The 24,274-nt window shown below is 64.3% G+C and carries 27 protein-coding genes and 4 pseudogenes; 17 read left to right on the plus strand and 14 right to left on the minus strand.

Annotated elements, in window-relative coordinates:
- Window positions 1-608: 608 nt before the first annotated feature.
- Window positions 609-980 carry an XRE family transcriptional regulator gene (locus V4R08_RS16460; protein ID WP_335580444.1) on the plus strand — a complete coding sequence of 124 codons (372 nt, stop codon included), beginning with the start codon at window positions 609-611 and terminating at the stop codon, window positions 978-980.
- 73 nt (window positions 981-1,053) lie between these two features.
- Here the strand turns inward: V4R08_RS16460 and V4R08_RS16465 are convergent, their stop codons facing one another.
- From V4R08_RS16465 to V4R08_RS18290, 7 genes and pseudogenes are all read right to left on the minus strand, one after another.
- Window positions 1,054-1,386, minus strand: coding sequence for a single-stranded DNA-binding protein (locus tag V4R08_RS16465; protein WP_335580445.1), 333 nt, complete (start codon window positions 1,384-1,386; stop codon window positions 1,054-1,056).
- A 615-nt stretch (window positions 1,387-2,001) separates the two neighbouring features.
- Window positions 2,002-3,234 (minus strand): plasmid replication protein RepC, encoded by a 1,233-nt coding sequence (gene repC, locus V4R08_RS16470; RefSeq protein ID WP_335580446.1) that lies wholly within the window; start codon window positions 3,232-3,234, stop codon window positions 2,002-2,004.
- A gap of 196 nt (window positions 3,235-3,430) precedes the next feature.
- A complete protein-coding gene (gene repB, locus V4R08_RS16475; RefSeq protein WP_335580447.1) occupies window positions 3,431-4,453 on the minus strand; it encodes a plasmid partitioning protein RepB in 1,023 nt (340 codons plus the stop codon).
- Window positions 4,450-5,655: a plasmid partitioning protein RepA gene (repA, locus tag V4R08_RS16480; protein WP_335580448.1), complete on the minus strand. Its 1,206-nt coding sequence runs from the start codon at window positions 5,653-5,655 to the stop codon at window positions 4,450-4,452. Before repA ends, repB begins: the two co-directional genes overlap by 4 nt.
- Before the next feature lie 215 nt (window positions 5,656-5,870).
- Window positions 5,871-6,777, minus strand: a pseudogene (locus tag V4R08_RS16485) (tyrosine-type recombinase/integrase).
- Between the two features lie 33 nt (window positions 6,778-6,810).
- Window positions 6,811-6,945: a hypothetical protein gene (locus V4R08_RS18285; RefSeq protein WP_442935698.1), complete on the minus strand. Its 135-nt coding sequence runs from the start codon at window positions 6,943-6,945 to the stop codon at window positions 6,811-6,813.
- Window positions 6,902-7,429 carry a hypothetical protein gene (locus V4R08_RS18290; protein WP_442935699.1) on the minus strand — a complete coding sequence of 176 codons (528 nt, stop codon included), beginning with the start codon at window positions 7,427-7,429 and terminating at the stop codon, window positions 6,902-6,904. Before V4R08_RS18290 ends, V4R08_RS18285 begins: the two co-directional genes overlap by 44 nt.
- A 170-nt stretch (window positions 7,430-7,599) precedes the next feature.
- Between V4R08_RS18290 and V4R08_RS16490 the strand changes: the two genes are divergently transcribed.
- From V4R08_RS16490 to V4R08_RS16500, 3 genes are read left to right on the plus strand one after another with little or no spacing between them, the layout of a single operon-like run.
- A complete protein-coding gene (locus V4R08_RS16490; RefSeq protein WP_335580449.1) occupies window positions 7,600-7,845 on the plus strand; it encodes a type II toxin-antitoxin system VapB family antitoxin in 246 nt (81 codons plus the stop codon).
- The gene (locus V4R08_RS16495; RefSeq protein WP_335580450.1) at window positions 7,845-8,240 is read left to right on the plus strand and encodes a type II toxin-antitoxin system VapC family toxin; all 396 of its coding nucleotides are present in this window, start codon (window positions 7,845-7,847) and stop codon (window positions 8,238-8,240) included. Before V4R08_RS16490 ends, V4R08_RS16495 begins: the two co-directional genes overlap by 1 nt.
- Before the next feature lie 49 nt (window positions 8,241-8,289).
- On the plus strand, window positions 8,290-8,484 hold the full coding sequence (locus tag V4R08_RS16500; protein WP_335580451.1) for a hypothetical protein: 195 nt from the start codon (window positions 8,290-8,292) through the stop codon (window positions 8,482-8,484).
- 88 nt (window positions 8,485-8,572) lie between these two features.
- On the opposite strand, the gene V4R08_RS16505 is transcribed toward V4R08_RS16500, so the two are convergent.
- Complete coding sequence (locus V4R08_RS16505; RefSeq protein WP_335580452.1) at window positions 8,573-9,682, minus strand: tyrosine-type recombinase/integrase; 1,110 nt, start codon at window positions 9,680-9,682, stop codon at window positions 8,573-8,575.
- A gap of 134 nt (window positions 9,683-9,816) precedes the next feature.
- Here V4R08_RS16505 and V4R08_RS16510 point away from each other — a divergent pair, with 134 nt between their 5' ends.
- Entirely contained in the window at window positions 9,817-10,716 is a 900-nt protein-coding gene (locus V4R08_RS16510; RefSeq protein ID WP_335580453.1) for a DUF1403 family protein, read from the plus strand.
- Between the two features lie 62 nt (window positions 10,717-10,778).
- Window positions 10,779-11,489 carry an SMC-Scp complex subunit ScpB gene (gene scpB / locus V4R08_RS16515; protein WP_335580454.1) on the plus strand — a complete coding sequence of 237 codons (711 nt, stop codon included), beginning with the start codon at window positions 10,779-10,781 and terminating at the stop codon, window positions 11,487-11,489.
- Here the strand turns inward: scpB and V4R08_RS16520 are convergent.
- Window positions 11,450-12,292, minus strand: a complete 843-nt coding sequence (locus V4R08_RS16520; RefSeq protein WP_335580455.1) for a TniQ family protein — start codon at window positions 12,290-12,292, stop codon at window positions 11,450-11,452. The two genes, scpB and V4R08_RS16520, sit on opposite strands and share 40 nt — an antisense overlap.
- 74 nt (window positions 12,293-12,366) lie before the next feature.
- Window positions 12,367-13,257 (minus strand): TniB family NTP-binding protein, encoded by an 891-nt coding sequence (locus V4R08_RS16525; protein WP_335580456.1) that lies wholly within the window; start codon window positions 13,255-13,257, stop codon window positions 12,367-12,369.
- Between the two features lie 68 nt (window positions 13,258-13,325).
- Here V4R08_RS16525 and V4R08_RS16530 point away from each other — a divergent pair, with 68 nt between their 5' ends.
- The 8 genes and pseudogenes from V4R08_RS16530 to V4R08_RS16565 all read left to right on the plus strand — a co-directional run bounded on the left by V4R08_RS16530 (window position 13,326) and on the right by V4R08_RS16565 (window position 18,233).
- Window positions 13,326-14,453, plus strand: a complete 1,128-nt coding sequence (locus tag V4R08_RS16530; protein WP_335580457.1) for an RHE_PE00001 family protein — start codon at window positions 13,326-13,328, stop codon at window positions 14,451-14,453.
- On the plus strand, window positions 14,411-14,701 hold the full coding sequence (locus tag V4R08_RS16535) for a type II toxin-antitoxin system TacA family antitoxin (protein WP_335580458.1): 291 nt from the start codon (window positions 14,411-14,413) through the stop codon (window positions 14,699-14,701). The genes V4R08_RS16530 and V4R08_RS16535 overlap by 43 nt, the downstream gene beginning before the upstream one ends.
- Entirely contained in the window at window positions 14,689-15,204 is a 516-nt protein-coding gene (locus V4R08_RS16540; protein WP_335580459.1) for a GNAT family N-acetyltransferase, read from the plus strand. Before V4R08_RS16535 ends, V4R08_RS16540 begins: the two co-directional genes overlap by 13 nt.
- 354 nt (window positions 15,205-15,558) lie before the next feature.
- A complete protein-coding gene (locus V4R08_RS16545) occupies window positions 15,559-16,353 on the plus strand; it encodes a DUF6088 family protein (RefSeq protein WP_335580555.1) in 795 nt (264 codons plus the stop codon).
- Window positions 16,350-17,429 (plus strand): annotated as a pseudogene (locus V4R08_RS16550) (nucleotidyl transferase AbiEii/AbiGii toxin family protein). The gene V4R08_RS16545 and the pseudogene V4R08_RS16550 overlap by 4 nt, the downstream one beginning before the upstream one ends.
- A gap of 206 nt (window positions 17,430-17,635) precedes the next feature.
- Window positions 17,636-17,821, plus strand: a complete 186-nt coding sequence (locus V4R08_RS16555) for a type II toxin-antitoxin system PrlF family antitoxin (RefSeq protein ID WP_335580460.1) — start codon at window positions 17,636-17,638, stop codon at window positions 17,819-17,821.
- A gap of 6 nt (window positions 17,822-17,827) precedes the next feature.
- Window positions 17,828-18,010 carry a hypothetical protein gene (locus tag V4R08_RS16560; RefSeq protein WP_335580461.1) on the plus strand — a complete coding sequence of 61 codons (183 nt, stop codon included), beginning with the start codon at window positions 17,828-17,830 and terminating at the stop codon, window positions 18,008-18,010.
- Window positions 18,011-18,044: 34 nt separating this feature from the next.
- On the plus strand, window positions 18,045-18,233 hold the full coding sequence (locus V4R08_RS16565) for a hypothetical protein (protein ID WP_335580462.1): 189 nt from the start codon (window positions 18,045-18,047) through the stop codon (window positions 18,231-18,233).
- On the opposite strand, the gene V4R08_RS16570 is transcribed toward V4R08_RS16565, so the two are convergent.
- From V4R08_RS16570 to V4R08_RS16580, 3 genes and pseudogenes are all read right to left on the minus strand, one after another.
- Window positions 18,234-18,482, minus strand: coding sequence for a DUF4326 domain-containing protein (locus tag V4R08_RS16570; RefSeq protein WP_335580463.1), 249 nt, complete (start codon window positions 18,480-18,482; stop codon window positions 18,234-18,236).
- An 86-nt stretch (window positions 18,483-18,568) separates the two neighbouring features.
- Entirely contained in the window at window positions 18,569-18,922 is a 354-nt protein-coding gene (locus V4R08_RS16575) for a DUF736 domain-containing protein (RefSeq protein WP_335580556.1), read from the minus strand.
- Between the two features lie 627 nt (window positions 18,923-19,549).
- A pseudogene (locus tag V4R08_RS16580) lies at window positions 19,550-19,849 on the minus strand (zincin-like metallopeptidase domain-containing protein); the annotation flags it as partial.
- Window positions 19,850-20,052: 203 nt separating this feature from the next.
- Between V4R08_RS16580 and V4R08_RS16585 the strand changes: the two are divergent.
- The 3 genes from V4R08_RS16585 to V4R08_RS16595 are packed head-to-tail and all read left to right on the plus strand — an operon-like array spanning window position 20,053 to window position 23,272.
- A complete protein-coding gene (locus tag V4R08_RS16585; RefSeq protein ID WP_335580464.1) occupies window positions 20,053-21,321 on the plus strand; it encodes a site-specific integrase in 1,269 nt (422 codons plus the stop codon).
- Window positions 21,321-22,280 (plus strand): tyrosine-type recombinase/integrase, encoded by a 960-nt coding sequence (locus tag V4R08_RS16590; RefSeq protein ID WP_335580557.1) that lies wholly within the window; start codon window positions 21,321-21,323, stop codon window positions 22,278-22,280. The genes V4R08_RS16585 and V4R08_RS16590 overlap by 1 nt, the downstream gene beginning before the upstream one ends.
- Window positions 22,277-23,272, plus strand: coding sequence for a tyrosine-type recombinase/integrase (locus tag V4R08_RS16595; RefSeq protein ID WP_335580465.1), 996 nt, complete (start codon window positions 22,277-22,279; stop codon window positions 23,270-23,272). The genes V4R08_RS16590 and V4R08_RS16595 overlap by 4 nt, the downstream gene beginning before the upstream one ends.
- A 78-nt stretch (window positions 23,273-23,350) precedes the next feature.
- Here V4R08_RS16595 and V4R08_RS16600 read toward each other — a convergent pair.
- Window positions 23,351-23,983, minus strand: a pseudogene (locus tag V4R08_RS16600) (ArdC family protein); the annotation flags it as partial.
- Between the last annotated feature and the right edge of the window lie 291 nt (window positions 23,984-24,274).

A 24,274-nucleotide genomic window follows, 5' to 3' on the forward strand; every position in this document is an offset into this window, starting at 1 on the left:
GGAATTTTTTCTCGACAGATTGGGGCCCCAGCCCGGCCGATGTCTGTGCCCCGCCTGGTCTCATTGCCATCGCCGGGCTAGGGCGCGGCAAGGCTTGCTACCATCGCCAAATGCGCGCGCAAGTTTCTCGAGGGTGGCTTGCGGGTGCGCGCTCGCGCCTACGGCCGGTCGAGCCTGTAGGGCTGCTCGTCGACGAAGGCGAACTGGCGGAATCGGTCAACGGCGATCCGTCCCCATTCTGGTGTCGACGCTGCGCAGCCAAGCAGTGCCGGCCTTCGACTGGAAGGCCTCCGAACGGAATCAGGTTTAAGCCGGCGTGAGTTTGCCAGCACCTCGGCATACCACGGTTGAGCTATTTTCATCTTGACGTCAGCCGCTAATCCTAGCCGGATTATATCGAACTTATTGTTGAGCGCGCCGGCGGCAATTCGCTGAGATTGGTTCGTCTGGCAAACACGGCGGACACGCGTCGCCCGGAGAGCCGCTCGGCAAGGCGAATCGTTTCAAGGACTTGCCTGTGAACGTTTCTAACGTCCAATATACTGGACCTCGGTTCTGCTGTATGTTCCCACGTCGTTTCTCGCCGTGGACCCGAAAGCCCGTCTGCAATGCCGCCTGTTCGCAAGCCACAGCCCGTTGATCATTCGATCCTGAATGAAATGTTGGCGATCCGGCTGCAACAACTCGAGATCGAAAACGGGGGGATGGAAGCCTTCCTGCCGAAAACAGGGCTTGCCCGCGGCACCTATTACACGATCCTGCGCGGCATCGGCAATCCGACGCTGCGGACGATGGAGCGGATCGCGTCGAGCCTCAACATGAGCGTGCTCGAGCTCTTGGGCTTCGATGTCGGGGATGCCCGCCGCGCGCTCAAGAAAAACGGCGTCGACTACGACGAGCTGGTCTCGGCAATCGGCAAAAAAAATCGTGCCGACCGCGGGCTCGCGCGGCAGACCCGATCGCGAAAACTTCCTTCGTAGCGGTCCGGATTCGATTCCGGCGCCGACCTCCAGGCGGGAGCGATGGGGAAGGCCGAAGCCTCCCCGCTGTTCGCTATGCCGCGGCGCGTTCGCTGGTCTGCGCCAGCCGACCGAACTCCAGAGCGATGAGATCGACGGTGTAGACCCGCTGGCCGTCGCGCTCGAAGCTGTTCTGCCGAAGCCGTCCGCGCACGTGGACCAGGTCGCCCTTGCTGACATGCGCGCTCACGTAGGACTGGATCGCCTTCGTGAAGATCGTGACTTCGTTCCAGTGCGCGTCGTCCTTCCACTGACCTTTGTCGTCCTTGAAGGGATAGTTGGCGCAGATGCTGACGCGAACAGTCTTGCCGACTTGCTTGATGGTTCCGACCCGACCGATGAGGGTGAATTCGGCGATATTGCGCATTGTCTTTCTCCATCTCGTGGGGCTGTACCCCGTTGCGATGGCTTTTCCGTAATGGCCAGGAAGACGAAACAGAGCCGGAGCCGCCAGAGGCGAGCGGAGGGCAAGCGCAGCGCTGCGCCCCGGCCGGAGCCACGAATTTTGGCGCCGCAGGCGCGTGCGCGAGGAATGCCGGTCGGGTCCCCGCTTGCAGGGGGAAACCGGCAGGGGAAAATTCTTGGCTCCAGGGGCCGACGTGCCGTCGACGGCCACAGGTATCCAGCCATGCAACCGGGAGCGACAGCCCGACCGGACGAAAGACCTGCGATCGTTGCCTGCACCCCCGGTCCGGCCTCGGCCCGAGAAAGAGGACGGCCAATCCGGTCATTCCGGATTCTGCGCACCCTCCACAGAGGACATTTCGGAAGCGCTGACATGCGATAAGGGACACGATCAGGTCGGCGATTCCTGGGCAGCGTGAGAGCGTCGGCGGCGAGACCGCGCAGTGTGGGACCGCCGCGCAGTTTCAGTTTTCCGCTCGCAGGTCGCTCGATCAACCGTTCGCGGTCAGGTGCCACCATGCGGCAAGTTCGAGAACGCAGGACAAAGCGAGGACGCGGAGGTGAGATCGTCATCGCGTCACGCCCGCCGCTTTTCGTGGAGACGCGAATTGATCTGCGACATCAAAATCGGGCCGAGCGAGAATTCTCCGGCCTCGGCTTTCCGCGTCAAACCGCGCATGTAGCCGCCGGCAGATCTGATCGCAGCGCCGCGCTGCAGGATGCACGCAACGACAATCGCCGCCGGCGTTTCGCCCAGGACTGTTTGCGCCTCCTCCCATGCGCTGGGGCTGATTCCCAGCATCGATCGCACCACCGCGGTGGTGGCGAGGAAATCCCGCCAGTTCGAAATCCCGCCCTTGGCGTAATCGGCGATATCGGGACAGGCGTTCAGCACCATTCCCAACGGATAGGTCCCTTCCGTCACCCTCGGTGTTTGTGATTTTGGCTCAGGCCTCCCCGCCCTGCCTTCTCGAAGGCTAGGTTCAAGATCAACAAGGGGGTCTGTATTTGAACTCTGTATGTGGCGCTCAGTATGGGACTCATTGGCGCTTGGATTCGTGGATTTAATGTGTGTTTCCAAAAGATTGAGCACGTCATCCGCAAGCTGTGAGAGCTCTTCAGCGACCGGCTCAAGTTCTTGCCGCGTTGCCGTGCGCGGAATCTGGTCAACGATCGAGCGGAAGGCGACATGAACTTCCTGCCAGTCGGCCGGCCCCTGCCCTCCCCTGCGCGTCGGCACACCTTCCTCAATGCCGGTCGCGATCATCTTGGCAATGTCGCGCCGGCACAGCGTGATCCGCTCGCGGACAAGTTTGAGCGCCCGCGCCTCCGCCTCGATGTCGGCCGCCAGACTCTCGAACTCTTCGGATCGCACAACCAGTGGCGATATGTCGAAGCCGAAGGCGAGTTCGATCTCGCCGGCGGTACCCTTACGAGCATAGCGCTTGCCGTTCGGGCTATCGCGCCGGACGACAAGCCCGGCATCGACGAGAACCGCAAGGTGACGCCGCAGCGTCGACGCCGGCATCCCATGCGCCCGCAGCGACAACTGGTGGTTCGACGGAAAGACGATCAGATCGTCTTCACCAGTGAGCGCGGTCTCCGGGTGAAACGTCAGGAGCGCGTTCAGGACTGAAAGCGAACGCTCGGAGATGCCAAGACGCGGCCGCGCCGTGCAGATGGCGTGGAAGATCTTCCATTTGTGCACGACCTTCTCAGGAGGTCGCGTCGTTGCGACCATCTGGCTTGCCACATGGGCAAGCGTCAGCGATCGCCGCCCAAAGGGCGTCGTTGGAGGGTGTGATTCCATGTCTTTGCCTCAGCTGGGCAAAGAAAATCCGCTCGCCAAAACGGCGTTTAAATCGCGTTGAGAGTCTTGACTGCGATTCGCGAAAGTGATTCTCTCTCAGTCGCCAAACTTGAAGAGAGGGCTTCCGGAACTCCGTTTCGGGGGCCTTTTTTCTTTTGCCGTGTTGCTCCTGGTTGGTGGTTGATGGATGAGGCAGTTACGCCTCGTTGGCCTCCTGACGCTCGGTCGACTTGGAGAAAGTGTCGAACAAGTGCGGGAGCTGTTCGACGAGAAAGTCCGCGAACGAGGCGGGCACCTTCTTGTCGATGGAGAGTTTCAGTTCGCGTTCTGTATGTTGGACCTGAGCGATTCGCTGTCCGTTAGCAGCCAGAACCGCGGCCGCGCGCTCGGTCCGGGAGGCATGTTTCGCGGCGGGACGGCTAGCCGCAGAAAACGCGGCGAGAAATCTCCCATCCGAATCTCGGCCGGAAAATGTCGGGTCGCTGATTGCAGCTCTGATCCGTTTGACCGCCGGGGCGTCCGCAAGCAGCTCCGAAAAGCTTTGCCATCGGCCACGACCGATTTTCGGAGCCTTGCCAATCGCGTCGACAATGTCGTGCGGGATCGCCTTCGCAACGGTGATCAGCTTCGACGCCTCAGCTCTATCGATGGCGAGAGCATCTTGAACCACCGAGCGCTTGTGTCCGGCATCTTCGATGTGCATCGCAAACATAGCGCGCTCGATGAAACTCAAATCCTCGCGCGGACCATTCTCAAGGCCCTGGGCCACCACGAGCTCTTCATCTGAGAGCGGCTTGAGGATCGCTTTCACAAGAATGCCTAGCTCACGCGTAATACGAACGCGACGATGGCCATACGCGCTTTGATATCGCCCGGGCGCCGTCGGATGCTCACGGACGAGGATCGGTATTTCCTGTCCCCTTTGTGCAATCGATTGCTTTAGAACCTCGTCGGAACTGGCGTCGTCGTCTCGAAAACGATCAGCGACCGGAGAAGGATCGACAAGCAGTGGGTCGATCTCGATGATCGTCGCGCCCGCGGCAATTTTGTCCCGGAGTTCTTGGTTTTCCTTTTCAACCTCCGAAAAGGAATCCTTCAGCGACCGCACGGCGCCGGCCGAGACTCGCGCTGGCGCTGCGGAAGTTGTGTTGTCAGCAGACAACGGGACTGTGTGAGGGGCGGTGAAGAGGCTCTTGATTGTGTCAGTGCGCTTGCTCATCGCTCCCACACCTTCTTCATGAGTTGCGTGATCTCACCGTTAACAGCATCCACAGATTCCAGGGCCCGGTCGTAGGCCCCTCTGCCTACGGATCCGCGATCGAGTTCGTAGAGTGACTGTTTGGTTAGGCCTGCGTTGGCGATTGCCGTCGACTTCCACACCGTCGCTTGCAGTACGTCCGACCCGAACAGGTTTCGCAGGAGCGCAACGATCTGGGCCTCCGGCACGTCATTTGGATCGTGGCGCGTGATGACGTAGCGAATGAAATCATGGTCGAGGCGTCCGCCTGCTTCCTCGATGACCGCCATGAGGTCGGAAGTCATGAGCAGAAATTGGCTCATCGAAGCGACATCCACCATTTGGGGATGAATTGTCACGAGCATCGCGGTGGCGGCGTTCAGCGCCCCCATCGTGAGGTATCCGAGCTGGGGCGGGCAGTCGATCACGACGACATCGTAATCGTCTGCCACTTGATCGATTGCGGCGGCCAACCGGCGGAAGAATAGGTCATGTCCGCGCTCCCGACGCTCGATCATCGCGCGGGGCGTATGGTGCTCGAACTCCATGAGTTCGAGGTTTCCGGGGACCAAGCCAATTCCGTCGAAATATGTGGGGCGGATAATCTCACGCATGGGCCGGCGCTGATCGTCGTAACGGATAGCCCCATAGATTGTCTCGTTTTGCCCGATATCGAATTCGGGCTGATAGCCGAACATGGCCGAGAGAGACGCTTGGGGATCGAGATCGAGAGCCAGCACCCGAAGTCCCGCCAGCGCGAGATACTGAGAAAGATACAGAGCTGTCGTCGTCTTCGCGGAGCCACCCTTGAAGTTCGCAACTGTGATGATCTGCAGCTTCTCGCCGTTCCGGCGCCGTGGAAAGAACTCAAGTCCCTCCCGCGGACGCGCCTCGGCAAGATAGGCGCGCAGCTCATTTATTTGCGCCAGCGTGTAGGACCGTCGCCCGCCATGACCGGTGGAGGGAATCGGGCCGAGGCCGTCTAACGAGAGCTGTCTGAGATATCCGTCCGAAACGCGGACGATCTTGGCGACTTCGCCTGAGGTGAAAGAGCGGAGGGATTTGGTGGCTGCCGGTGGGAACAGAGCGGTGCCAAGCGAACGTAGCTGTCCGGAGAGAACGCCTGCATGGCGCGTGATCCGCGCACTTGCAGTCTCAGTTCCTGCTTCGACGATGCTTATCATGCTAACTCAAGACGGTTTCTCTGCGTCAGACGGTAATTATCCGTCTCAAGAGAAGACACGATTCCCGAGTCGCCGCAACAAATTAAGGGTTAACGAGACGTTAATGCCAGATGGATCGCGAGACTGGCAGGACTTTGTTGTCAGCAGACAACATCCGGCTTCAGAGCCACGTTGTCTGCTGACAACATTCTTTGGGTTGCTCCGACGCCTTAATCTCAACCGATGTATAGCCGCGCCGCGTTGCCCCGCGCCCGATCGGCCTCATTGTAGTGCTCGCCGCTTGCTGCACCGAACGATGTTGCGACTGCTGCATGGCCTCGGGCAGCGCCACGCCCTGGCGCGCCGCCTCAGTCAAATATCCCGATCGAAGGCCGTGCGCGAAAAACTCCCGTGCCTCCAGCCCGGCCATCGCGCAGCGCCACTTAACAATGAGATTGATCGACTGTGGCGCCAGTGCCCGCTCCTCGATCGCCTCCCAGCGGTCGATGGCCCGAAAGATCGGACCCTTGGAGATGTCGGCGCGCTCAAGCCATTCGCGCAGCGCCTCGACCGGCGGCCCGACCAGGAGCACCCTCGCCGCCTCATCCGCGATGCCGGTCTTGGTCCGGCCGAGCTGGATCGCCACGCATGGCAAGGTCGGCGAGTCCGGGCCTTGGAGATCGCCCGGAACCGCGGGCTCCTCGCTGATCTGCTCGACCCAGAGACGCGCCACCTCGCTGCGTCGACGTCCGCCGGAGGCGAAGGCCAGAAGCAGAATGGCCAGATCGCGGGTGTCGACGAGCCGGTCGGAGCGACATGTCGCGAGCAGCCGGTCGAGCACGTCGCGCGTGACAGCTCGCTTGCTCTTGCGCTGCCGGGGTCAGGTGCTGGCCCGGACCGCCAGCCTGACCGCCGTGCGAAGACTGGGCGAATGGAACAGACCCTCCTGCCCTTTCCCCAGCGATGCAGTGTGCCCCAGTTCGTCAGCCGGCGCTTCACAGTCGATGGCGCATGCGGACCATCGGTCCGGAGCAGCAAGGCCGACCGCATGTCCGCTGCGACCTCGGCTGGCATCCCATGCTGCGGATCGCTTTCTCGTTTGGCCGGATCCCACAAATGATGCGCCACGAATTTCAGCGTCAGGCTTTCCGGCGCCGGCCACGGCGCAGCTTTCGCCTAACCCTCAAGGTAGGCCAGATCGGAGGCCAGCGCCCGCAGGGTGCTTTCGCCCATGCCCTCGGGCGCGAGATGCTTCAGCGTTGCGACGTCATCGTCGGTGAGGAGTTTGGCGAGCCGATCGCGCCGCTCCATCGGCAGGATCGCCGACAGCGCGTCGAGCTGGAGGGCCCGCCGGGTTTCGGATCGGAAACCAGCGCGCGGGAGGTGATGTCGTCCATAGGCGCCGCTCCATCAAAAGCCGTAGCGTGGTCTGAACATAGTTCGCCGGACCCAGCCCGGTTGGCGCCGACACGAAGGCGCTCGTGCCACCGCCATTCTGTGATCTACAGATCGGTCTCTCTGAGGCGCGCGCCCAGACCGCCTTGACGTCGCCACCGTCCCTGGCGAGCTCAGCCGCCATCCATGGCCGCAATTCGCCGACCCGCGTGTCGTCCGGCCCGATGACCGTGCGGGTGTTGCGCCAGTAATCGTCGTCGACGGGCGCCACGCCGAATGCAAAGCCCGGAAAGGCGGCGGTGAGGGCAGGGATGAGGTCGGCGTCGGCCGACGCCGCATCGAGCCCGGCCAAGACGGTTTCGAGCGAGACGGCATCGGGGAGGCGGGCAGGGGTCGTCATTCTCGCAGGCTTTCAGGGGTGATCGGGGCTTTCATAGGCTGTTAACTATAAAACGCCCGTCGTGCGCGGCGGGCTTTTCTGACGGTTTTGGCGACGAATCCGGCCGGCCTTCCCGTGGTGTATCCGATATGTTATATAAGGCTACACCATACATGCTAGAGGAGCGCCGAATGGCCTTCCATATCAAGAATCCCGAGACTGACGCGCTGGCCCGCAGGGTCGCTGAGCTGAAGAAAATCGGACTGACCGAAGCCGTGCACACGGCGCTCGCCCATGAACTCGAGCGCGAGCAGGGCAAGCCGTCCCTGGTCGACCTGGGAGTGCAGTTTTGTCGCGATTTGAGGGCCAGAGGCAATCCGCAGAGCGGCAAGGCGGCCGACAAGGCGTTCCGCGACAGCCTGTACGAAGATGCCTGATGTTCATCGACGCCTCGGCGCTCACGGCGATGCTGACGGACGAAGACGAGGCGCGGGAGTTGCTCGCGCGCCTCCAGCAGGCCGCAACCAGGCTGACCTCGCCGCTCGCGGTGTGGGAGGCGGCGATCGCCGTCGCCCGCGTGCTCGATCTGCCGATCGTCGAGGCCTCGGAAGCGGTTGAGAGCTATCTCGTGTTGATGGAGATCAAATTGGTGAACGTGCCGCCTGAAACAGCCCGCATCGCGCTTGACGCCTTCGACCGCTACGGCAAGGGCCGGCACCCGGCGCGCCTCAATTTTGGGGATTGTTTCGCCTATGCCTGCGCCCGCCACCTCGGCGAGCCCTTGATGTTCAAGGGCGGCGATTTTCCGCAGACCGATATCGAGGCGGCCTGACCTTTGAAAGACGGCGATCAAGGCGAGCATGGGTGCGGAGGAAGCTGTCATGGAAGAAGAACCGAAGCGAACCAGTGCGCCGCCGGCAGCGGCGGACGGCATCGAACCGGCCAAGGAACGCCAGCCCGTCGGCCATGATCGCCGGGCCGTCCGCACCGTCGATCTGACCGAGGAAGATATCGCGGCGATCGAGGCCAGCGAAATGGAGCCTGGCTGTCGCTTCTCCTTCCTGATTTCAACTTGACCAACTTAAGGGGACGGAGAAGCCCTGCAGTCCCCTTTCGGTTTCAGGTCCGGGCGCTCCGAACCCTTGATCCCGTTGCGCTGTCCGCTCACAGGCCAGCGGCTTTCGTCAGATTGACGCGAAACCGATCACGCCGGCGCTGGTAACGCCTTGTCATCTCGGCCGAGGCGTGGCCGAGTTGGCGCTGGATATGGGCTTCGTCGACCGCGGCGGAGGAGGCGAGGCCGGCGCGCAGTGAATGGCCGGCGAAGGCGAGCGCCCGTTCGCCCTCCGGCAAATCGCCGCGAACGCCGGCGGCCAGGGCCAGCTTCTGGACCAGGCGCGCCACGTGGCGATCGCTGAGACGCCCGGATTGCATGCCGCCATTCGCCAGCGTTACCGGCCGGAACACCGGACCGTCGACGATGCGGCCGAGCTTCAGCCAGGTCTCGAGCGCCTGGACCGGGCAGCTGCGGTCCGACGAGCCACGGGCGATCTCGACGGTGCGCCAGCCGGTCTTGCCATCGATGGTGAGGACGACGCCGCCATCGAGGATTTCAATCCAGCCGCGGCTGTCATCGCTCTGCTTCGGACCGCAATCGAGCCCGGTGATCTCGGACCGGCGCAGGCCGCCGGCAAATCCGATCAGCAGGATGGCGCGATCCCGCCAGCCGCGCAGATTCTGCTCCAGCATCGCGGTCATCGCCAAAATGTCCTCGGCGAACAGCGCCTCCTTCTGGCGCGGCGGCCGGCCGTGGCTGCGACGGATGCCCGCCATGACGTCGACGATATGGCGATCCTGGCGGGGGAGGGGCGTTCCAGCGCTGCGATAGGTCGTGGTGACCGCCGCCAGGCGGCGTTCGATCGTCGAAACGGCGGCCTTGGCGATGCCCGTGCCGGCGGCCGAGGCGGCGATGAACAGCCCGACCACGCGCGGGTCGGGCTGGCGGGCCTCAAAACCCTGGCGCCGACACCAGCGTTCGAATTGTCTCCAGTCCGAGGCATAGGCGCGGGCGGTATTGGCGCTGTCTTTCGCTTTGGCGTAGCCGCGCGCCGAGCCAGCCAGCCGTTCGAGTTCCGGGCTCGGCAGCGGGGTGTCGTCGCCCGCGACAAAACCCGACAGCTGCGGCGTCGCGCGCCGCGCCGGCGTGCGCGCCGCACGGTCTTCCGGTGGGCTGGAGGGCTGGTTTTGCGGTTCGAATTCGGGTGCAGCGGCCATTTTGCCAGGGTATCGAATCGTGTCCGATAAGGCAAGCTTATCGGACACGGATTGGCCCTGACGGCAGCGGCGGAAAACCGTCGATCTTGCGCGATTAGCGCCGTTGTGGCTAGGCTGCGACGATGGAGACGGCCGTGATTCCACCCCTCGATCGGCTGCGCCGGACGCGCTTGGCAAACCCCGGCGACGATCCGGACGTCGGCGCCAGCACCCTGATTCCACAGCCGCTTCCGCGCTGGGTGGGGTCTGGCGCCGGTCCCAGCGGTGGCGCCCGCGACGCGGCGTTCGCGGCCGGCGCGGCACTGCTCGCGCTCGACCAGATCGTCCGCACCGACGCGCCCTGGCTCGGCGTCCTGCGCGGCCGCCTGACGCTCAAGGCCGCAAGTATTTTTGCCCGGCTGCTGCGCCTCAAGGCCGACGCGGCGGCCTTGCGCGACGCGCAGCATTTGACGCGGTGCGGCGACGATCCCGGGCCCGCCGGTCGCCTGCACCGGCTGCTGCGTCAGCTCGCGTCGCGGCCGACCCGCCACGCCGGCGAGATTTTTCGCACGCTGGAGGCCGAACTGCGCGGCGCGCCCGTCGCCGCCGAACTGGTGTCCTTGCTCGAGGCCGATCTGGCGCTGGCCCAAAAGCTCGGCTGGGCGACGCCGCTGCTGCTCCATGCCGGCATCGTGCTCGAGCCGGCGCTGCGCCTCGAGCCGGAGGGGCGCCGGCCGCGCGCCGACAGATCGGACTGGCCGGCGGTCTGCGACCACGCGCTGCTGTTGGCCGCGCGCGCCTGTCACGCCGAGGCCGTGACGCTGGCCCGGCGCGCCGAGGCGCTGGCCCTCGTGGCCAGGCGCCTGCGCACCCGCGATCAGGGACGCGGCCTGGGCCTGGTGCTCGCCGATGATGCGATCGCGCCCTGGCGCATGGTCGGACGCGCCGGTTTCGGCTCCGACCGGGCGGCGCGGCGCTTTTGCGAATCGCTCGCGGCACAAGGCGCGCTGCGGCTTCTGACCGACCGGCCGACGTTCCGGCTGTACGGGCTGTGACCATGCCCGGCGCCTCAACACCGCACGGCTCGGGCCGATCAAATGATGGGGCCGGCTGAGCCATGGCCAAGCGAGCGACCGCTGATGGGTTCGATGCCGAATTGGCCGATCTGCCAGCGGAGCTGCGCTGGCGCGAATGGATGGGGCGGGTCGAGGCGGCGATCTTCGCCGCGCCGGAGCCGGTGCCGCGCGAGGTCCTGGCGCGCCTGGTTGGGCGGACCTGCGTGCTCGACGAGCTCATCGCCGACATTCGCGGCGAACTGAAGCCGCGCCCCTATGACCTCGTCTTCGTCGCCGGCGGGTTCCAGCACCGCTCGAAGGCGCGGTTCACCGAGGCGATCCGCGCTGTGCTCGGTGCGCGCGAGCTTGGTCCGCCAGAGCTGTCGAAAACCGAAAGCCTGGCGATCAGCGCGATCGCCTATCTGCAGCCGGTGACCCGGTCGAGCCTCTCGCGGCTGCTCGGCAAGGCGATCAGCCGCGACATCATCGCCAAGCTCAAACGCCTCGATCTGATCGGCGCGGGGCCGCGCAGCCCTGAGCCCGGCGCGCCGTTGTCCTATGTCACCACGCCGACATTCCTGTCGGTGTTCGGACTAGCCAGCCTGCGCGACCTGCCCGAGATCGAGGCGATGCAGGAGGCCGGGCTGCTCGATCTCGCACCAGACAGCGCGCTGGTCGATCCGCTCGACGACGCTCTCGCCGACGGCGACGACTCGGATGACGACTCGCGCGATCAGGTTTTCGGCGCGCCCGACCGCTTGCCCGCCGACTGAGCATGCGGCCGGATCGCGACCGCCGCATAGGCTGTCAGCAGGTCCTGCAGATTGGCTCGCGGCGAAACGGGCGGCAGTGGCGAAGGCGCCCTGGCGAGCGCCACAATGCGCGGCCTGGCAAAGCTCAGGCAGCGGATCCGCACCATCCCTGAAAGCTGCGTCAACGGCCGGGAGACGGGCGGATCGAGCTCCCGCGGCAGCGCCAGGATTTTGGACCGATGGTGGAAGCCTGCGATCCGGCTGGCGCGCTCGAGCGCCAGCGCGATGCGCAAGGTCGACGTGCCCAGCTGAGGGCCAGCCGCCGCGCGCAGATCCTGGCCGCAGGTCGTGCAGGTGATGAACGGGCTCAGCGAGGCTGCTTCGCAGACCGCAAAACCCTGGCGGCAGGCTGGGCAACGGTCGAGCAGCTGCCGGCCATGATGTTCGCAGATCAGCCTGGTCGCGAGCCGCCAGTGGCTGCGAAGATAGGGCGCCTCGTCCTCTTCGAGGCATCGCGGGCAAAGCTGCAGCCACGTCGCCTGGCGCCGGCCCACGGCTGACGATGAGACGTTCACGCGCGGCGCGAGCATCAGGATGTGGTCTGTCCTCGGTAGGACAAGCGTCGGCAACATGGCGGCCGACAGCCCGCTTGCCGTCTCGAGGTCGCAGGCGATCGCCGGCGACATCCCGCATTCGATGTTCCGCGCCCAGTTGCCGCTTCCCAGCCTCAGCAGCGCTCCAAGTGCGTGCGCCGGCACGCCGTTGGCCGCGCCAAACCGGATCAGCCAGCCCGGCAGCCATTCGTCGGGGCGCGGCGCGACCATCACGGGCCAACGTCGCGATGACGGTGACCGGTAGCGCGGCTGCAGCGTGATCTCGATCTCGACGGCAGCCGGTCTCATGCCAGCACCTCGCGGGCCAATGCCTGGCGCCGTCGCGACAGCGGGATGTAGCCGAGATCACGGAGGCATTCGCGACTGATACGCTCGGCCCCGGATCGCACCGCGGCGATCGCCGCCGTCGTGACGATCGCCACGGTCTCGCCGATCAGACCATCCGAGAGCTCGAAGATCAGCTTTGCGGTCGGCGCGTCGGAAAGCCCGGAGGCCTGCGCCAGCGGCAGCGCCACCTCGAGACTGTCGAGCAGCGAGAGATAGGCGTCGTCATAACTCCAGCGCGGCACCGGCCCGAGCTGGAACCGGCTCGCCATCTCGGCCGTCAGCATGACGTGGTCAAAGATCGCCAGCTCGCCGACCAGCGCTGGCGAGAGATCATAGTCGCGCCCGAACCGCCGCAGCACCGCGAAAATCGCCTCGCTGTCGCGGCTACGGCCCCGCAGGCAATTATGGAACTCGTCAAAGACGATCACGCGGGGCTTCAACTGTCGCAGCAGACGGTCGAGCTGATCGGCTTTTGCCGAGGTGTCGCGCGCCTTGATCTGCGGCGCTTCCAGCGCGGCCAGGATGCCGGCGTAGAAATTGACCAGGCCAGAGCCCTCGCGCGTCTGCACCAGCACGACGCGTCGCGGGTTTCGCTCAGCGTCCGCGCGGCGACGATCCATGATCGCGAAGCGTTCGGCGATCATGCTCTTGCCGTTGGCATAGGGTCCGATCAGCATCACCCCGCGCGTGCGCAGCCCCGGTGCGCGATCGAGGCCTGCCTGCAGCAGGTCGAGCGCGTCCCGCGCCGCTTGCGTGCCGATCCAGCGTGGCGCCTGCAGATGGGCGATGCGCTCGGCGGCAGGTTTTTGCAGCCAGGGTCGCAAGCTCTCGGTCAGATGCTCGCCCATCGCTCACCAATCCTCGATGGGGAGCGGGTTTCGCGCACGCACGGGGTGGTCAGGAAAAGGCGCCGGTTGTGAGGCCAGCGCCTGATGCGGTTTCGGTGCGGCATGCGCAAGCGCCGTCCGCGCCGCCTGTCGTGCGGCTTGACGAGCGCCTGAAATCGTCCCCGTTTCCCGACGGATACCAGTCACGCAGCGACTTCCGCGAAGCCTGCGCGCACGCCGGCGCGAAGCCCGACTGGGCATTGTCGGCGGCCGGCCTTGCCGGATTGCGGGGCAGGGGAGGGGGGCCCGCGAGGACGAGGCGAGCCGACCGGGAAGGGGACGACGACGAGCCGCTTGGGCTCGACGGCGACGACGTTGAGGCGAACGCCGCCGAGCCGGCGCGCGAGACTGCTGTGAACGAACGGATGGCCGACGTGTTCGCCGCGGTCGACGCGGCGATCGCCCAGGCCGACCGCACGCTGGCGGGCGAGGCCGCGACGCAGGCGCAGCGCGCGCCGGAGCGGGACCCGCCGGTCTACGACCTCGACTGGGACGAGGACGCGCGTCTCGGCGAATGGCGCGCCGTCGTCGACCAGACGCGCGCGCTGCCGCCGACCCTGACGGCGGCGGTCGCCGTCGACGCCTGGGCCGAGATCGAGCCGCTGCAGCATACGCCGTGGCTCGGGCGCCTGCTCGCCAGCGCGGTGATGCGTGCACGCGGCAAAACCCGTTGGCATCTCTCCTGCCTCCATGCCGGGCTGAAAACCGTCCCGCGCGAACGCCGTCGATCGTCAGATCCGGCATCGCGGCTCCTGATTCAATTCGAGGCGATGACCGCGGCCGCCGAGGCCGGCCTCAAGGATCACGATCGCTGGCTTAACCTGCGCACTCTGCTCGCCCGCAAGCTCGCCGGCCGCCGCTCCACCTCCCGGCTGCCGGCGCTGCTCGACTACGTGCTGACCCGGCCGATTGTCTTGGCGGGGATGATCGCGGAGGAGCTGCGGATTACGCCGCGCGCGGCGCAAGACCTGGTCGCCGAACTGGGTCTGCGGGAGGCGACGGGGAGGGGACGGTATCGGGCGTGGGGCGTTCTCTGGCGCGGCCGGCCAGTGCATGAACGTCGCGAGCTTTACATTGTCTTTACAGGGTCCCATATTCCGCCTATGGAGGCAGCATGGCCCAGGCTCGCAAGAAAGACACCAAATCCCGTTCGCTAATCAATCTCCGGGTCTCACCGGAGGACCGGCGACTGATCGACCGCGCCGCCACGGCGACCGGCAAGAACAGGTCGGAATTCATGCTCAACGCCGCACGGTTCGCGGCCGAGGAGGCGCTGCTCGACAAGGTGTTGTTTCGGGTCGATGCCAAGACCTATGACGGATTGATCGCCTATCTCGATGAGCCGGCCTCCGCCGACGCTGGGCTTCGCAAACTGATGCGGACCACGCCGCCGTGGCAGGGTTGACCGCAATAGCGCCGCTCGCCGCCCCCGAAGTCCTGCGCGACGATCACAACACTGACGGCTTTGACAGCGGAGAGCCGACACTCGATAGCTGGCTTGTTCGACGCGCCAGGGCAAACCAGATCAGCGGCGCCTCCCGCACGTATGTCGTCTGCCGCGGACAAAAGGTCGTCGGCTATTACGCGCTCGCCAGCGGCGGGATTGATCTCGACGTCGCGCCGGCCCGCTTGCGACGCAACATGCCGGACCCGCTTCCCGTCGTGGTGTTGGGGCGTCTTGCCATCGCGTGCGCCGAACAGGGGCTGGGTCTTGGTCACGCGTTGCTTCGCGATGCCTCATTGAGGGTGCTGCAGGCAGCTGAGCGCGTCGGCGTTGCGTTGCTCGTGGTGCATGCGCTCTCGGATCGCGCAAAGCAGTTCTATCTCGATTGCGGGTTCCGGGAATCACCCCTTGATCCCATGACGCTGATGACCAGAGTCAAAGACCTTAGCGATGCGCTGGAGTAGCGTCGCCTTCGCGTTGGCGCATCAACGGACGTCGCTCTACCTCCCGGCTGCTGGCGTATGTACTGACCCGGCCCGTCGTCTCGGCCGGCATGATCGCCGAGGAATTGCGGATCCACCCCGCGCGCCGCGCAGGACCCGATCGGCGGACGCGGGCTGCGCGAGGCCCTGGGAGGGCGTTATCAAGCCTGGAGCATTCTTTAAAGCCGCGCGTTGTTCATACGGAACGAGATGAGGATACCGCCTGGCGGTTGTCCGAAATACGTATAATAGTTTCGACAAGTGACTCGCGCTCTGTCCGAAAAAGTGCTACAAGTCTCGGACATGCAGAGCGACACACCCGATCTGAAAACAGCCATGCTCGGCCGCATCCGTGCGGATGCGCCGCGCAAGGTTTGGACGCCCAGTGATTTCATCGACCTGGCGTCGCGGGATGCCGTCGACAAGACACTGCAGCGGTTGACAAAGGCCGAAGCTCTCAGGCGGATCGATCGCGGCCTTTACGATCAGCCTGGTTTCAACAAACTCACCCAGAAACCAAACCCGCCCGATCCGCGCTCCGTCATCGACGCCGTCGCGCGCCGCGACCAAGCGCGGATGCTTGTCGACGGCATGACCGCCGCAAACGATCTGGGTCTCACCGACGCTATTCCCGCCAAAATCATTGTCCACACCGATGCTCGTCGCCGTGCAATCAAGCTCGGCAACGCGACGATTGCCTTTCGTCCGACCGCCGCCAGCAAGTTGTTTTGGGCCGGGCGGCCCGCAATGCGCGTCGTCCAGGCGCTTCATTGGCTGCGCGATCTCCTGGTTCGCAATGGCGAAAGCGAGCAAGTCCAACGCAAGCTCGCGAAGCTCTTCGAAGAACCAACTGTGGGACCGCCGATCAGGGCCGATCTCGCCGCAGGCATGACGGCGCTTCCGACATGGATGCTGGTCTTCCTCAAACCGTTGATCGGAACCGATCCTGACGATCGTAGTCAACATCCTGACGATGGTCGTGCCGCGGCCGACCAAGATCGCCAGCGGCGCCACAAGACAGGTGATGATGATCACCGCAAAACCATCGGAGCGCAGTCAAACCCGAAACCGCACTCGCCACTGAAACCTCGGACCACCAAACGCGCGACGACCAAGGCGGCAAAGGCATGAACCCGGCATTCGATGAAGTTCTCGCAGCTGGACCTGCCGCGATGCTGAGCGCCTTCGACACGACTGCGCAGCGCCTCGGCACGGCATCTCAAAACATCGAGAAGGACTTCTGGGTTTGCTGGACGCTGGATGCCTTGTTCAACGGCCTCAGTGAGGGCGGACCCCGGCTCCTCTTCAAGGGCGGCACTTCATTGTCCAAGGGGTTCGGCTTGATCAACCGCTTCTCCGAAGACATCGACGTCACGGTGTTTCGCGACGACATCGGCGAAGCGGCGACTATTGAGGAGCTCGAAGCCTAAAGCCGCAACAAACGTCGTGCGCGCCTCGACGCGATAAAGGAAGCCTGCCAAGCCTACATCAACGGCCCATTGCAGGCCGAATTGACGGTGATCATACGAGAACGGCTACAGGCCGCCGGCCTTAGCGCCGGCGACGCTCGGGTCGAAGCGGACGACGCCGACGCCGATCGGCAGACGCTGCTGATCTGGTATCCCGCCGCGACACCTCGGTCGGACTATGTACGGGCCGCAATCAAAATCGAGTCGGGTGCGAAGTCCGCGCTAGACCCGAACAGCGAAGTGCCGATCAAAGCATATGTCGACGATGATCTGCCGGCGCTTGACCTGACGGTGCCGGCTGTCCGGACCGTCGATCCCGAACGCACCTTCTGGGACAAGGTCGTCATCCTCCATGGCCTGCGGCGCTGGTTCGACAAGCGCGGCGAACTGCGCGGCGGGGGACAGCGAGTGTCCCGTCACTACTATGACCTGCATCGGCTCGCCGCAGCGCCTGTCGCTGCCGCCGCCATTGACGACGCCGCGCTCGGCGCCGACTGCATTGCGCACGCCAGGATGTTTTTCAATCGACCGGACTACGACCTCGCAACCGCCGCACCCGGCTCGTTCGCGCTCGCGCCACATGACGAGATGATCGAGCAGTTGCGCGCCGACTACAGGGCCATGCAAGGCATGATCTTCGGCGATCCTCCGAATTTTGAGGCCGCGCTCGAGAGCATCAACGTGCTCGAGAGGCGCCTGAACGGAAATGGCACCGGCGAAACCAGGGTGGAGCGATGACGCAATCGGAGGAAGCTATCAGGCAAAGCAAGGGGTTGGCACGCGCGGCGCGGACGACGCGATCATTGCGCCGCTGCGCAAGCGAAGCCTCACCGGCGCGCTCTACGAGCGCGATTCCAAAACGAATGCGTTCATTTCCGAGTTGGCCGCGCTACCGCGCGACGAACTGACCGCCAGGGCAGCGGCTCGCCGACGGGATCGTCGTGATGGCTAAGAAGCAGACGCAGGCCGAGGAGGACGCTGCGATCATCGGCAAATTGCTTGAATGCCTAACGTGGGACATGCTCGACCAGCCGCCGCGAATTCAGCGGGTGCCGACCGCGCTGGTCGCACGCGGCAAGGCTCTGGTCGAGAGCGTAAAGGTCGATCTCGACCAGAGCCTTGCCGGATGACGAGACGTGAGCGACAACATTCTGAAAATCAATGGATGGACGGTCTACGCGCATCCGCTCTTCCTCGATCAGCTCGAGACGATGATTGAGGCGGTGCGTTGGCTGCGCGCGGCGAGACCGCGAAAAGATGATATGTTGTTCGGCGCCGCCAGAGGCGGGAAGGTAATTGCTGCCAGCAGGTCGACCTGAACTAGGTCTGATCCTGGCCGGGAGTCGCTGCGACATGTCTACGATTCAGCTTTCAGCAACGCCGAAAGGCAACGGCTATCAGGCGACCGTGACATTTCCCGACGGCGTCTCGATGAGCTCCGAGGAAACCTATCCGACGATCGGTGAAGCCATCGCCGCCGCGGCGATGAAGCTGCTCGACATGCCTGACCGTCTTGCAAGATTGGATCGACCGGGCGACTGATCAGCGTCTGTTCGCGGGGTCGACCAGCACGTCGCCGTGGCACGCGAGCGGTGCGCACCAGCAAATGAGATCGCGGCCGCGCAGTTCGTCGAGCGCATTCATGAGCGCGGGTTTCGCGACGATCCAGGCGCGATATTTCGCGATGACGTCGGCGCGGGAACCGTCGCGTCCGATGACGAACGGGTTGCCTATTTGCTCGGGCGGCCGATGTGGAGCTGCGTCGCGCTCGAGCGCTTGCCGACGTTTCACGCATGCAAGACCTTGCACATGATCGTTCTCCTTTCCGCTCACGCGCGAAGGCCCCGCCTCACGGCGGGGCCTCCTTGCGCAACCGCTCAGTCGCGGCTCGGGCGCGACCAGATGAGCGAGAAGCCTTCCTCGCCTTCGACCTCGACCAGCGTGGCGTAGATCGGAGCCGGGAAGCTCGGGTCGTCCAGCTTGACCGAGTGATACTCGCGGCCGGTGTCCTGGGACTTCTTCTTCCAAGCGGCGCCGAACTCGATATTGGCGCCTGCGAAGATCCGGTAGTCCGGGGCCTTGTCCGAAGTCCGCTCGGCCGGGACGATCTTCGCCTTGACGGTGCCGAGAGCCAGGGTCTTGACGGTGCCGACGAAGCCGTTGCCGTTCACGGTGAAGTTGCCGATGGTAGCCATGTTCGTGTCCTCTTTCGTTTCTCGGGCCGCGACCATCGCGACCTCGATGGCTGTCGTTGACCGGAGGCGATCGGACCGCACCCGCAGGGCCGCCACGCAGTAGAGGGCGGCCAGGGCGAGGCTTTCTTGTCTCGCGAGGAATGGGCGCGCAGCGCCCAGGGGAAGAAAGCTGAGCACGGCCGTTGCGGTCTTGAAATCGAGACAAGCGAAGCGACGACGGCCTTCGGTTAGACATGCCAAATCGAGGACGCATTGGGCGCGTCAGGCTGAACGATGGGGACACGACTGAGCGACAGGCACGCCGCACCGCATGGCGACGGTCCCGGGCACGATGAAGAGACCCGCGCATGCGCCGCTGAAGGTTTCCCCGGCCCCAGCGACCAGGCCAGGAGCCACGACGCCGATTGCAATGCACCCACCCTCGGCCGCCGCAGGAAGACCGTCGACACAGGGACAGGCCGACATCCCGGACACCAAGCGACCCGCGCCGGCCCATCTCGCCGGCATGGCTCGGTCAGGAGGCAGCAACGACCGCCATCCCCAGTCGCCAGCCTTCGCATAACGATGCTCGCAAGAAAGGCCCCGCCGCGTGGCGGGGCCTTCGTGTTACTGAGAATGGTGAACGATCAAGCGAAAGCGTCTAACGCAGAGATGGCGAACGCGTCACGCCGCCTCCCCGATCACGGCCGGCTTCGGCTGAAGCTCGTGCAGATAGGTCACGGCGCGCTGCGCGTGCGCGGCCGCGGAGAAGATGAAGCGCTTCTCGTTGGACAGCAGCTCCAACCACGATGCCACGTAACTCGCGTGATCGGGGCGCGGCTCGAGTTCGGGCACGATTCCAAGATCGGCGCTTAAAAAGCAAGCGCCCAAATCGGCACATAATTCTTCGCGCGCCATTTCGTTGCGGTCCTTGTGATAGCGGCTGAGATTTCTGTTGATCCGATGTTCCGCGCCAACCCAATGCACGTTATGCCGACATCGGCATAACACGCATTATGCCGATCTCCGGATTATGCCGTGCGTCGGCCGGGAAAGCTTGCCCCGCAATGATTGACGCCTGATGACATCGGCATAATCCGGAGTTTCCCACAGGCTGCCGCGCCCCGGATTTCGGGGCGCCGACGTGCGCCGATAGGTTTCCTCTCTATCCAACAGAGAGGACGATCATGACGAAGAGAAAGACGGACACAGTTGCGGCGTCGGTGCACTGGCTCGATCAGTATCGCTTGAAGTTCCTGAAACTTCTGCACGATCAGGGTTATGCGGCTGCGACGGTGCGCACTTACGACAGCGCGGCGGCTTTGCTTTGCCGGGTGGTCTCCCGACGCGGGCTGCATAATGGACAGCTGGTCGGGCAGGCGCTGTCGAAGGTCCGTACTGCGACGCTCGCGTCGATGCACCAGGATAAGTACGATCAGAAGCAATACTGCTTGGAACGCTTCATCGATGCGCTGGTCGAGGCCGGCGTCGCCGAGCGGCCGGCGCCGAAGAAGGTGCGGCCATCGCCGCTCGATCACCTTCGATCGGAGTATGTGGCCTATCTTCGCGATCAGCGCGGGCTGACGGAGGCGACGATCTATCACTGCGTCTGCTTCCTCAATCGCTTCATGGCCTTCCGGTTCGGCGACACGCTCGGCAACCTGAACGATATCACGCCGCATGATATCGTCGACTTCCTGCGCAAGCTCCGTAGCGATGGCAAGGCGCCACGGGATAAGACGCCGCCGTCACATCTGCGCAATCTGTTCCGCTTTCTGTTCTGGAGCGGGAAGACCAAGCGCGATCTTGCGGCATCCGTCCCGCGCGTCGCGCAGCCACCGAGGAGCACGCTGCCGCGCTATCTGAAGCCCGAAGAGGTCGAGACGCTGCTCGATGCGGTCTGGTCGGCCGATCCGACCGGACGGCGCAACTATGCGATGCTCATGGTTCTCGCACGCCTCGGCCTCAGAGCGCCGGAGGTCATTGCCATCCAGCTTGACGACATCGATTGGCGTGCCGGCACAATCCTGATCCGCGGCAAGGGCAAGCGGCACGATCGTATGCCGCTACCCGAGGACGTCGGCCGCGCCATCGTGGACTACATCCGTAAAGGACGACGCGGCACGTCACGGAGGCTGTTCGTCTCCACCAAGGTTCCGTATCGGCCCTTTGCCGACTCACAGATCCTCAACTCAGCATTGAAAGGGGCATTCGAGTGCACCGGCCTCAGACCACCGCAGAAATACGTCGGCTCGCATCTGCTGCGACACAGCCTCGCGACGGACATGCTGCGTAAAGGCGCATCACTTGACGAGATCGGCGACGTGCTCCGTCATCGGTCCCGCATGACGACGACAATCTATGCGCGGCATGACGTCGACGGCCTCCGCTCGATCGCGCCGGACTGGCCAACCGCAAAAGCCGTGAGCCGCCGGGCGCAAGGAGCGCGCGCATGATCACGCTAACCGAACGTCTCGATGACTACATTGCTGTGCGGCGCAGCCTCGGCTACGACCTGTCGTTCGCCGCCCGCGTGCTGCGCGGCTTTACCAGGTTCGCCGATCGGCAGGGGACCGATCACATCACGGTCGACTTGTTCCTGCGCTGGAAGAAGACCTTCGGCAAAGCCGACAACAATACGTGGTCGGCGCGGCTTGGGATGGTGCGTGTGTTCGCCAACTGGCTGGAGGGACACGATGCACGCACCGAGGTGCCGCCGTCCGGGCTGATCGCCGGCAAGCAGCGGCGTGGCCAGCCCTACATCTACCCCGAGGCCGAAGTTGAGATGATCGTCGCACGCGCAGCTAAACTGCCGTCGCGCTACGGTATCCGCGGCTGGACGTGCTCAACCCTGTTCGGGTTGATCGCGGTCACGGGCCTCAGGATCAACGAAGCCATCGCGCTCGATGAGGGCGACGTCGATCTCGACGAAGGCGTGATCACGGTGAAGCGCGGCAAGAACGGCACGGCCCGCTTCGTACCGCTGGCGTCAAGCACGGTCGCCAGGCTCCGCGCCTACCGCGTCGAGCGCACGCGGTTGCTCGGCGCCACGACCGGCCCGTTCTTCATGATCGAAAGCGGCGAGCGTCCGACTGATTGTTGCGCACGTTACAACTTCGCGATCGTTAGCCAGGATCTCGGTCTGCGCGTGCCTCAGCGCTTCCGTAAACATGGGCGCGGCCCACGTATCCATGATCTCAGGCACACCTTCGCGGTCCGGACGATCATGGGGTGGTACCGCAAGGGGCTCGATCCCGACCGCGAAATGATTAAGCTCAGCACTTATCTCGGCCACGTGAAGCCGGAGCACACGTATTGGTACATCGAAGCCGTGCCGGAACTGCTGCAACTCGCGTCGGCGCGGGCTGAACGATCCCTTGCAGCGAGCGCGTCCCAGAAGGGCGGTGCGCGATGAAGACGCATGCTCTCGCACCCTACCTGCAGCGCTTCTTCACGGAGCGGCTCGGCACGCAACTGAAGGCCAGCCCGAACACGGTCATCAGCTACAGGGACACGTTCCGCCTGCTCTTGCGATACGCGGCAGAGCAACTGAAGAAAGCGCCGACGACACTGCAGATCGCCGACATCGACGCCGACATGATCGGCCAGTTCCTCGCTGATATCGAGAAAACGCGCGGCAACGCAGCTCGGAGCCGGAACACGCGTCTCGCCGCCATCAGGTCCTTCTTCAAGTACGTCGCGGTCAATGAGCCTCAACTTCTGCATCACTGCCAACGCGTGCTCGCCATGCCGTCGAAGCGCCACGAGAAACGGGTCATCGACTACATGACCCGCGACGAGATCGAGGCAGTCATCGCGGCTCCGGACATCACAACGTGGTACGGCCGCCGCGACCGGGCAATCCTCCTGCTGACGCTTCAGACGGGATTGCGCGTCACAGAGCTGATCACGCTGTCGGCAAGTGACATCGCGCTCGGCGCCGGTGCTCACGTGCGCTGCATGGGCAAGGGCCGCAAGGAACGCGCCACGCCCATCCGCAAGGACAGCCTCAAGGTGCTTCGAGAATGGCTTGTCGAGCGCAATGGGACGACGACCGATCCGCTGTTCGTCAGCAACCGAGGTGCGCGGCTCAGTCGTGACACGATCGAGCGCATTGTGCGCGCGCACGTGACAACGGCGTCGAAGATGTGCCGGTCATTACGGGCAAAGCGCATCACGCCTCATGTGCTGCGCCACAGTGCGGCGATGCAGCTGCTGCAAAACGGCGTCGACCGTACCGTTATCGCGCTCTGGCTTGGCCATGAATCGGTCGAGACCACGCAGATGTACATCCACGCCGACATGCAGATCAAAGAGAAAGCGATGGCGCGGACACGGCCAGTCGATGCGAAGCCTGGCCGATACCGCCCCGGCGACAAGCTGCTCGCATTCCTGGAGGCGCTCTGATTATGCCGACATGCCGCGCTGAGTCTGCGCCCCCGTCCTCGGGAACCCACATCGGCGCGGCATAATCCGGAGATCGGCATAATGCACGGTCTCATGCGCGAGCGTCGCGTAATAACTTTCCGGGTCGCGGAAGCTCTCGAACGGCGGCATCTGGATAAGATCGAGCGACGGCGCGAAGAACGCCTTGTCGCCGCCGTGCCGGATCGTCGCGCCTGTATTCGCGAAGAACGCGTCCGCGTGCGCGATGCGTTGCGCCGGCGCGATGGTTGGAGCCGGACGCTGATAATAGTGATCAGGCAGATTGTCGATCTGATCGACGCAAAACACTGTGTAGGCGCGCAGGAATGGAATGGCGAGTTCGACTTCGTCGCCATGCTCATCGGTCTCGGTCTTGGTGATCTTGTTTGCATAGACCACCATCGTTCCGCTCTCGCCTTTGCGGACATGACCGCCGAGTTCGAGCGACTGCTTGAACGTCATCCAGATCGGCGACGTGAAGCCGCGCGCCACGGCTTCCGACCACAGCAGCACCACGTTGATGCCCTGATACGGCATGCCATTGTGGCGCAATGGGCGGGTGATGCGTCCGGTTGCTTTGGCCGTATTCCACGGCTTGATCCAGGGACGCACACCGCGTTCGAGATCGGCAACGATACGATCCGTGATGCGCGCGTAGATGTCGGCTCGCGGGTTTTCTTCTTTCCTGCTCATTTTCAGGACCTCCGTTTCGGAGGCCGCGCCTGTCGCGGCCCCTCACGGGGGCCGTCGCGGCGAAACCAGGCGCTCGCGCACCCGATAGGGCCGCAGCGCAGCGGAGGACGGCGAAGCCGTTGCGCGTGCGCTGTATCCGCCGCAGGACCACCAACCGGGAGGGGCCGCACTGGCGCGATGGGTGGTTGTGTTGTGTTGTGTTATGTTTTGTTTGGTTCGGCTAGCGATATGAAAAAAGGGCCGGTCGCGAGACCGGCCCTGAATGTTTCGACGTGAGAAGGCGGGGCCGAA

It is taken from the genome of Nitrobacter sp. NHB1 (assembly GCF_036964665.1).
Taxonomy (GTDB): domain Bacteria; phylum Pseudomonadota; class Alphaproteobacteria; order Rhizobiales; family Xanthobacteraceae; genus Nitrobacter.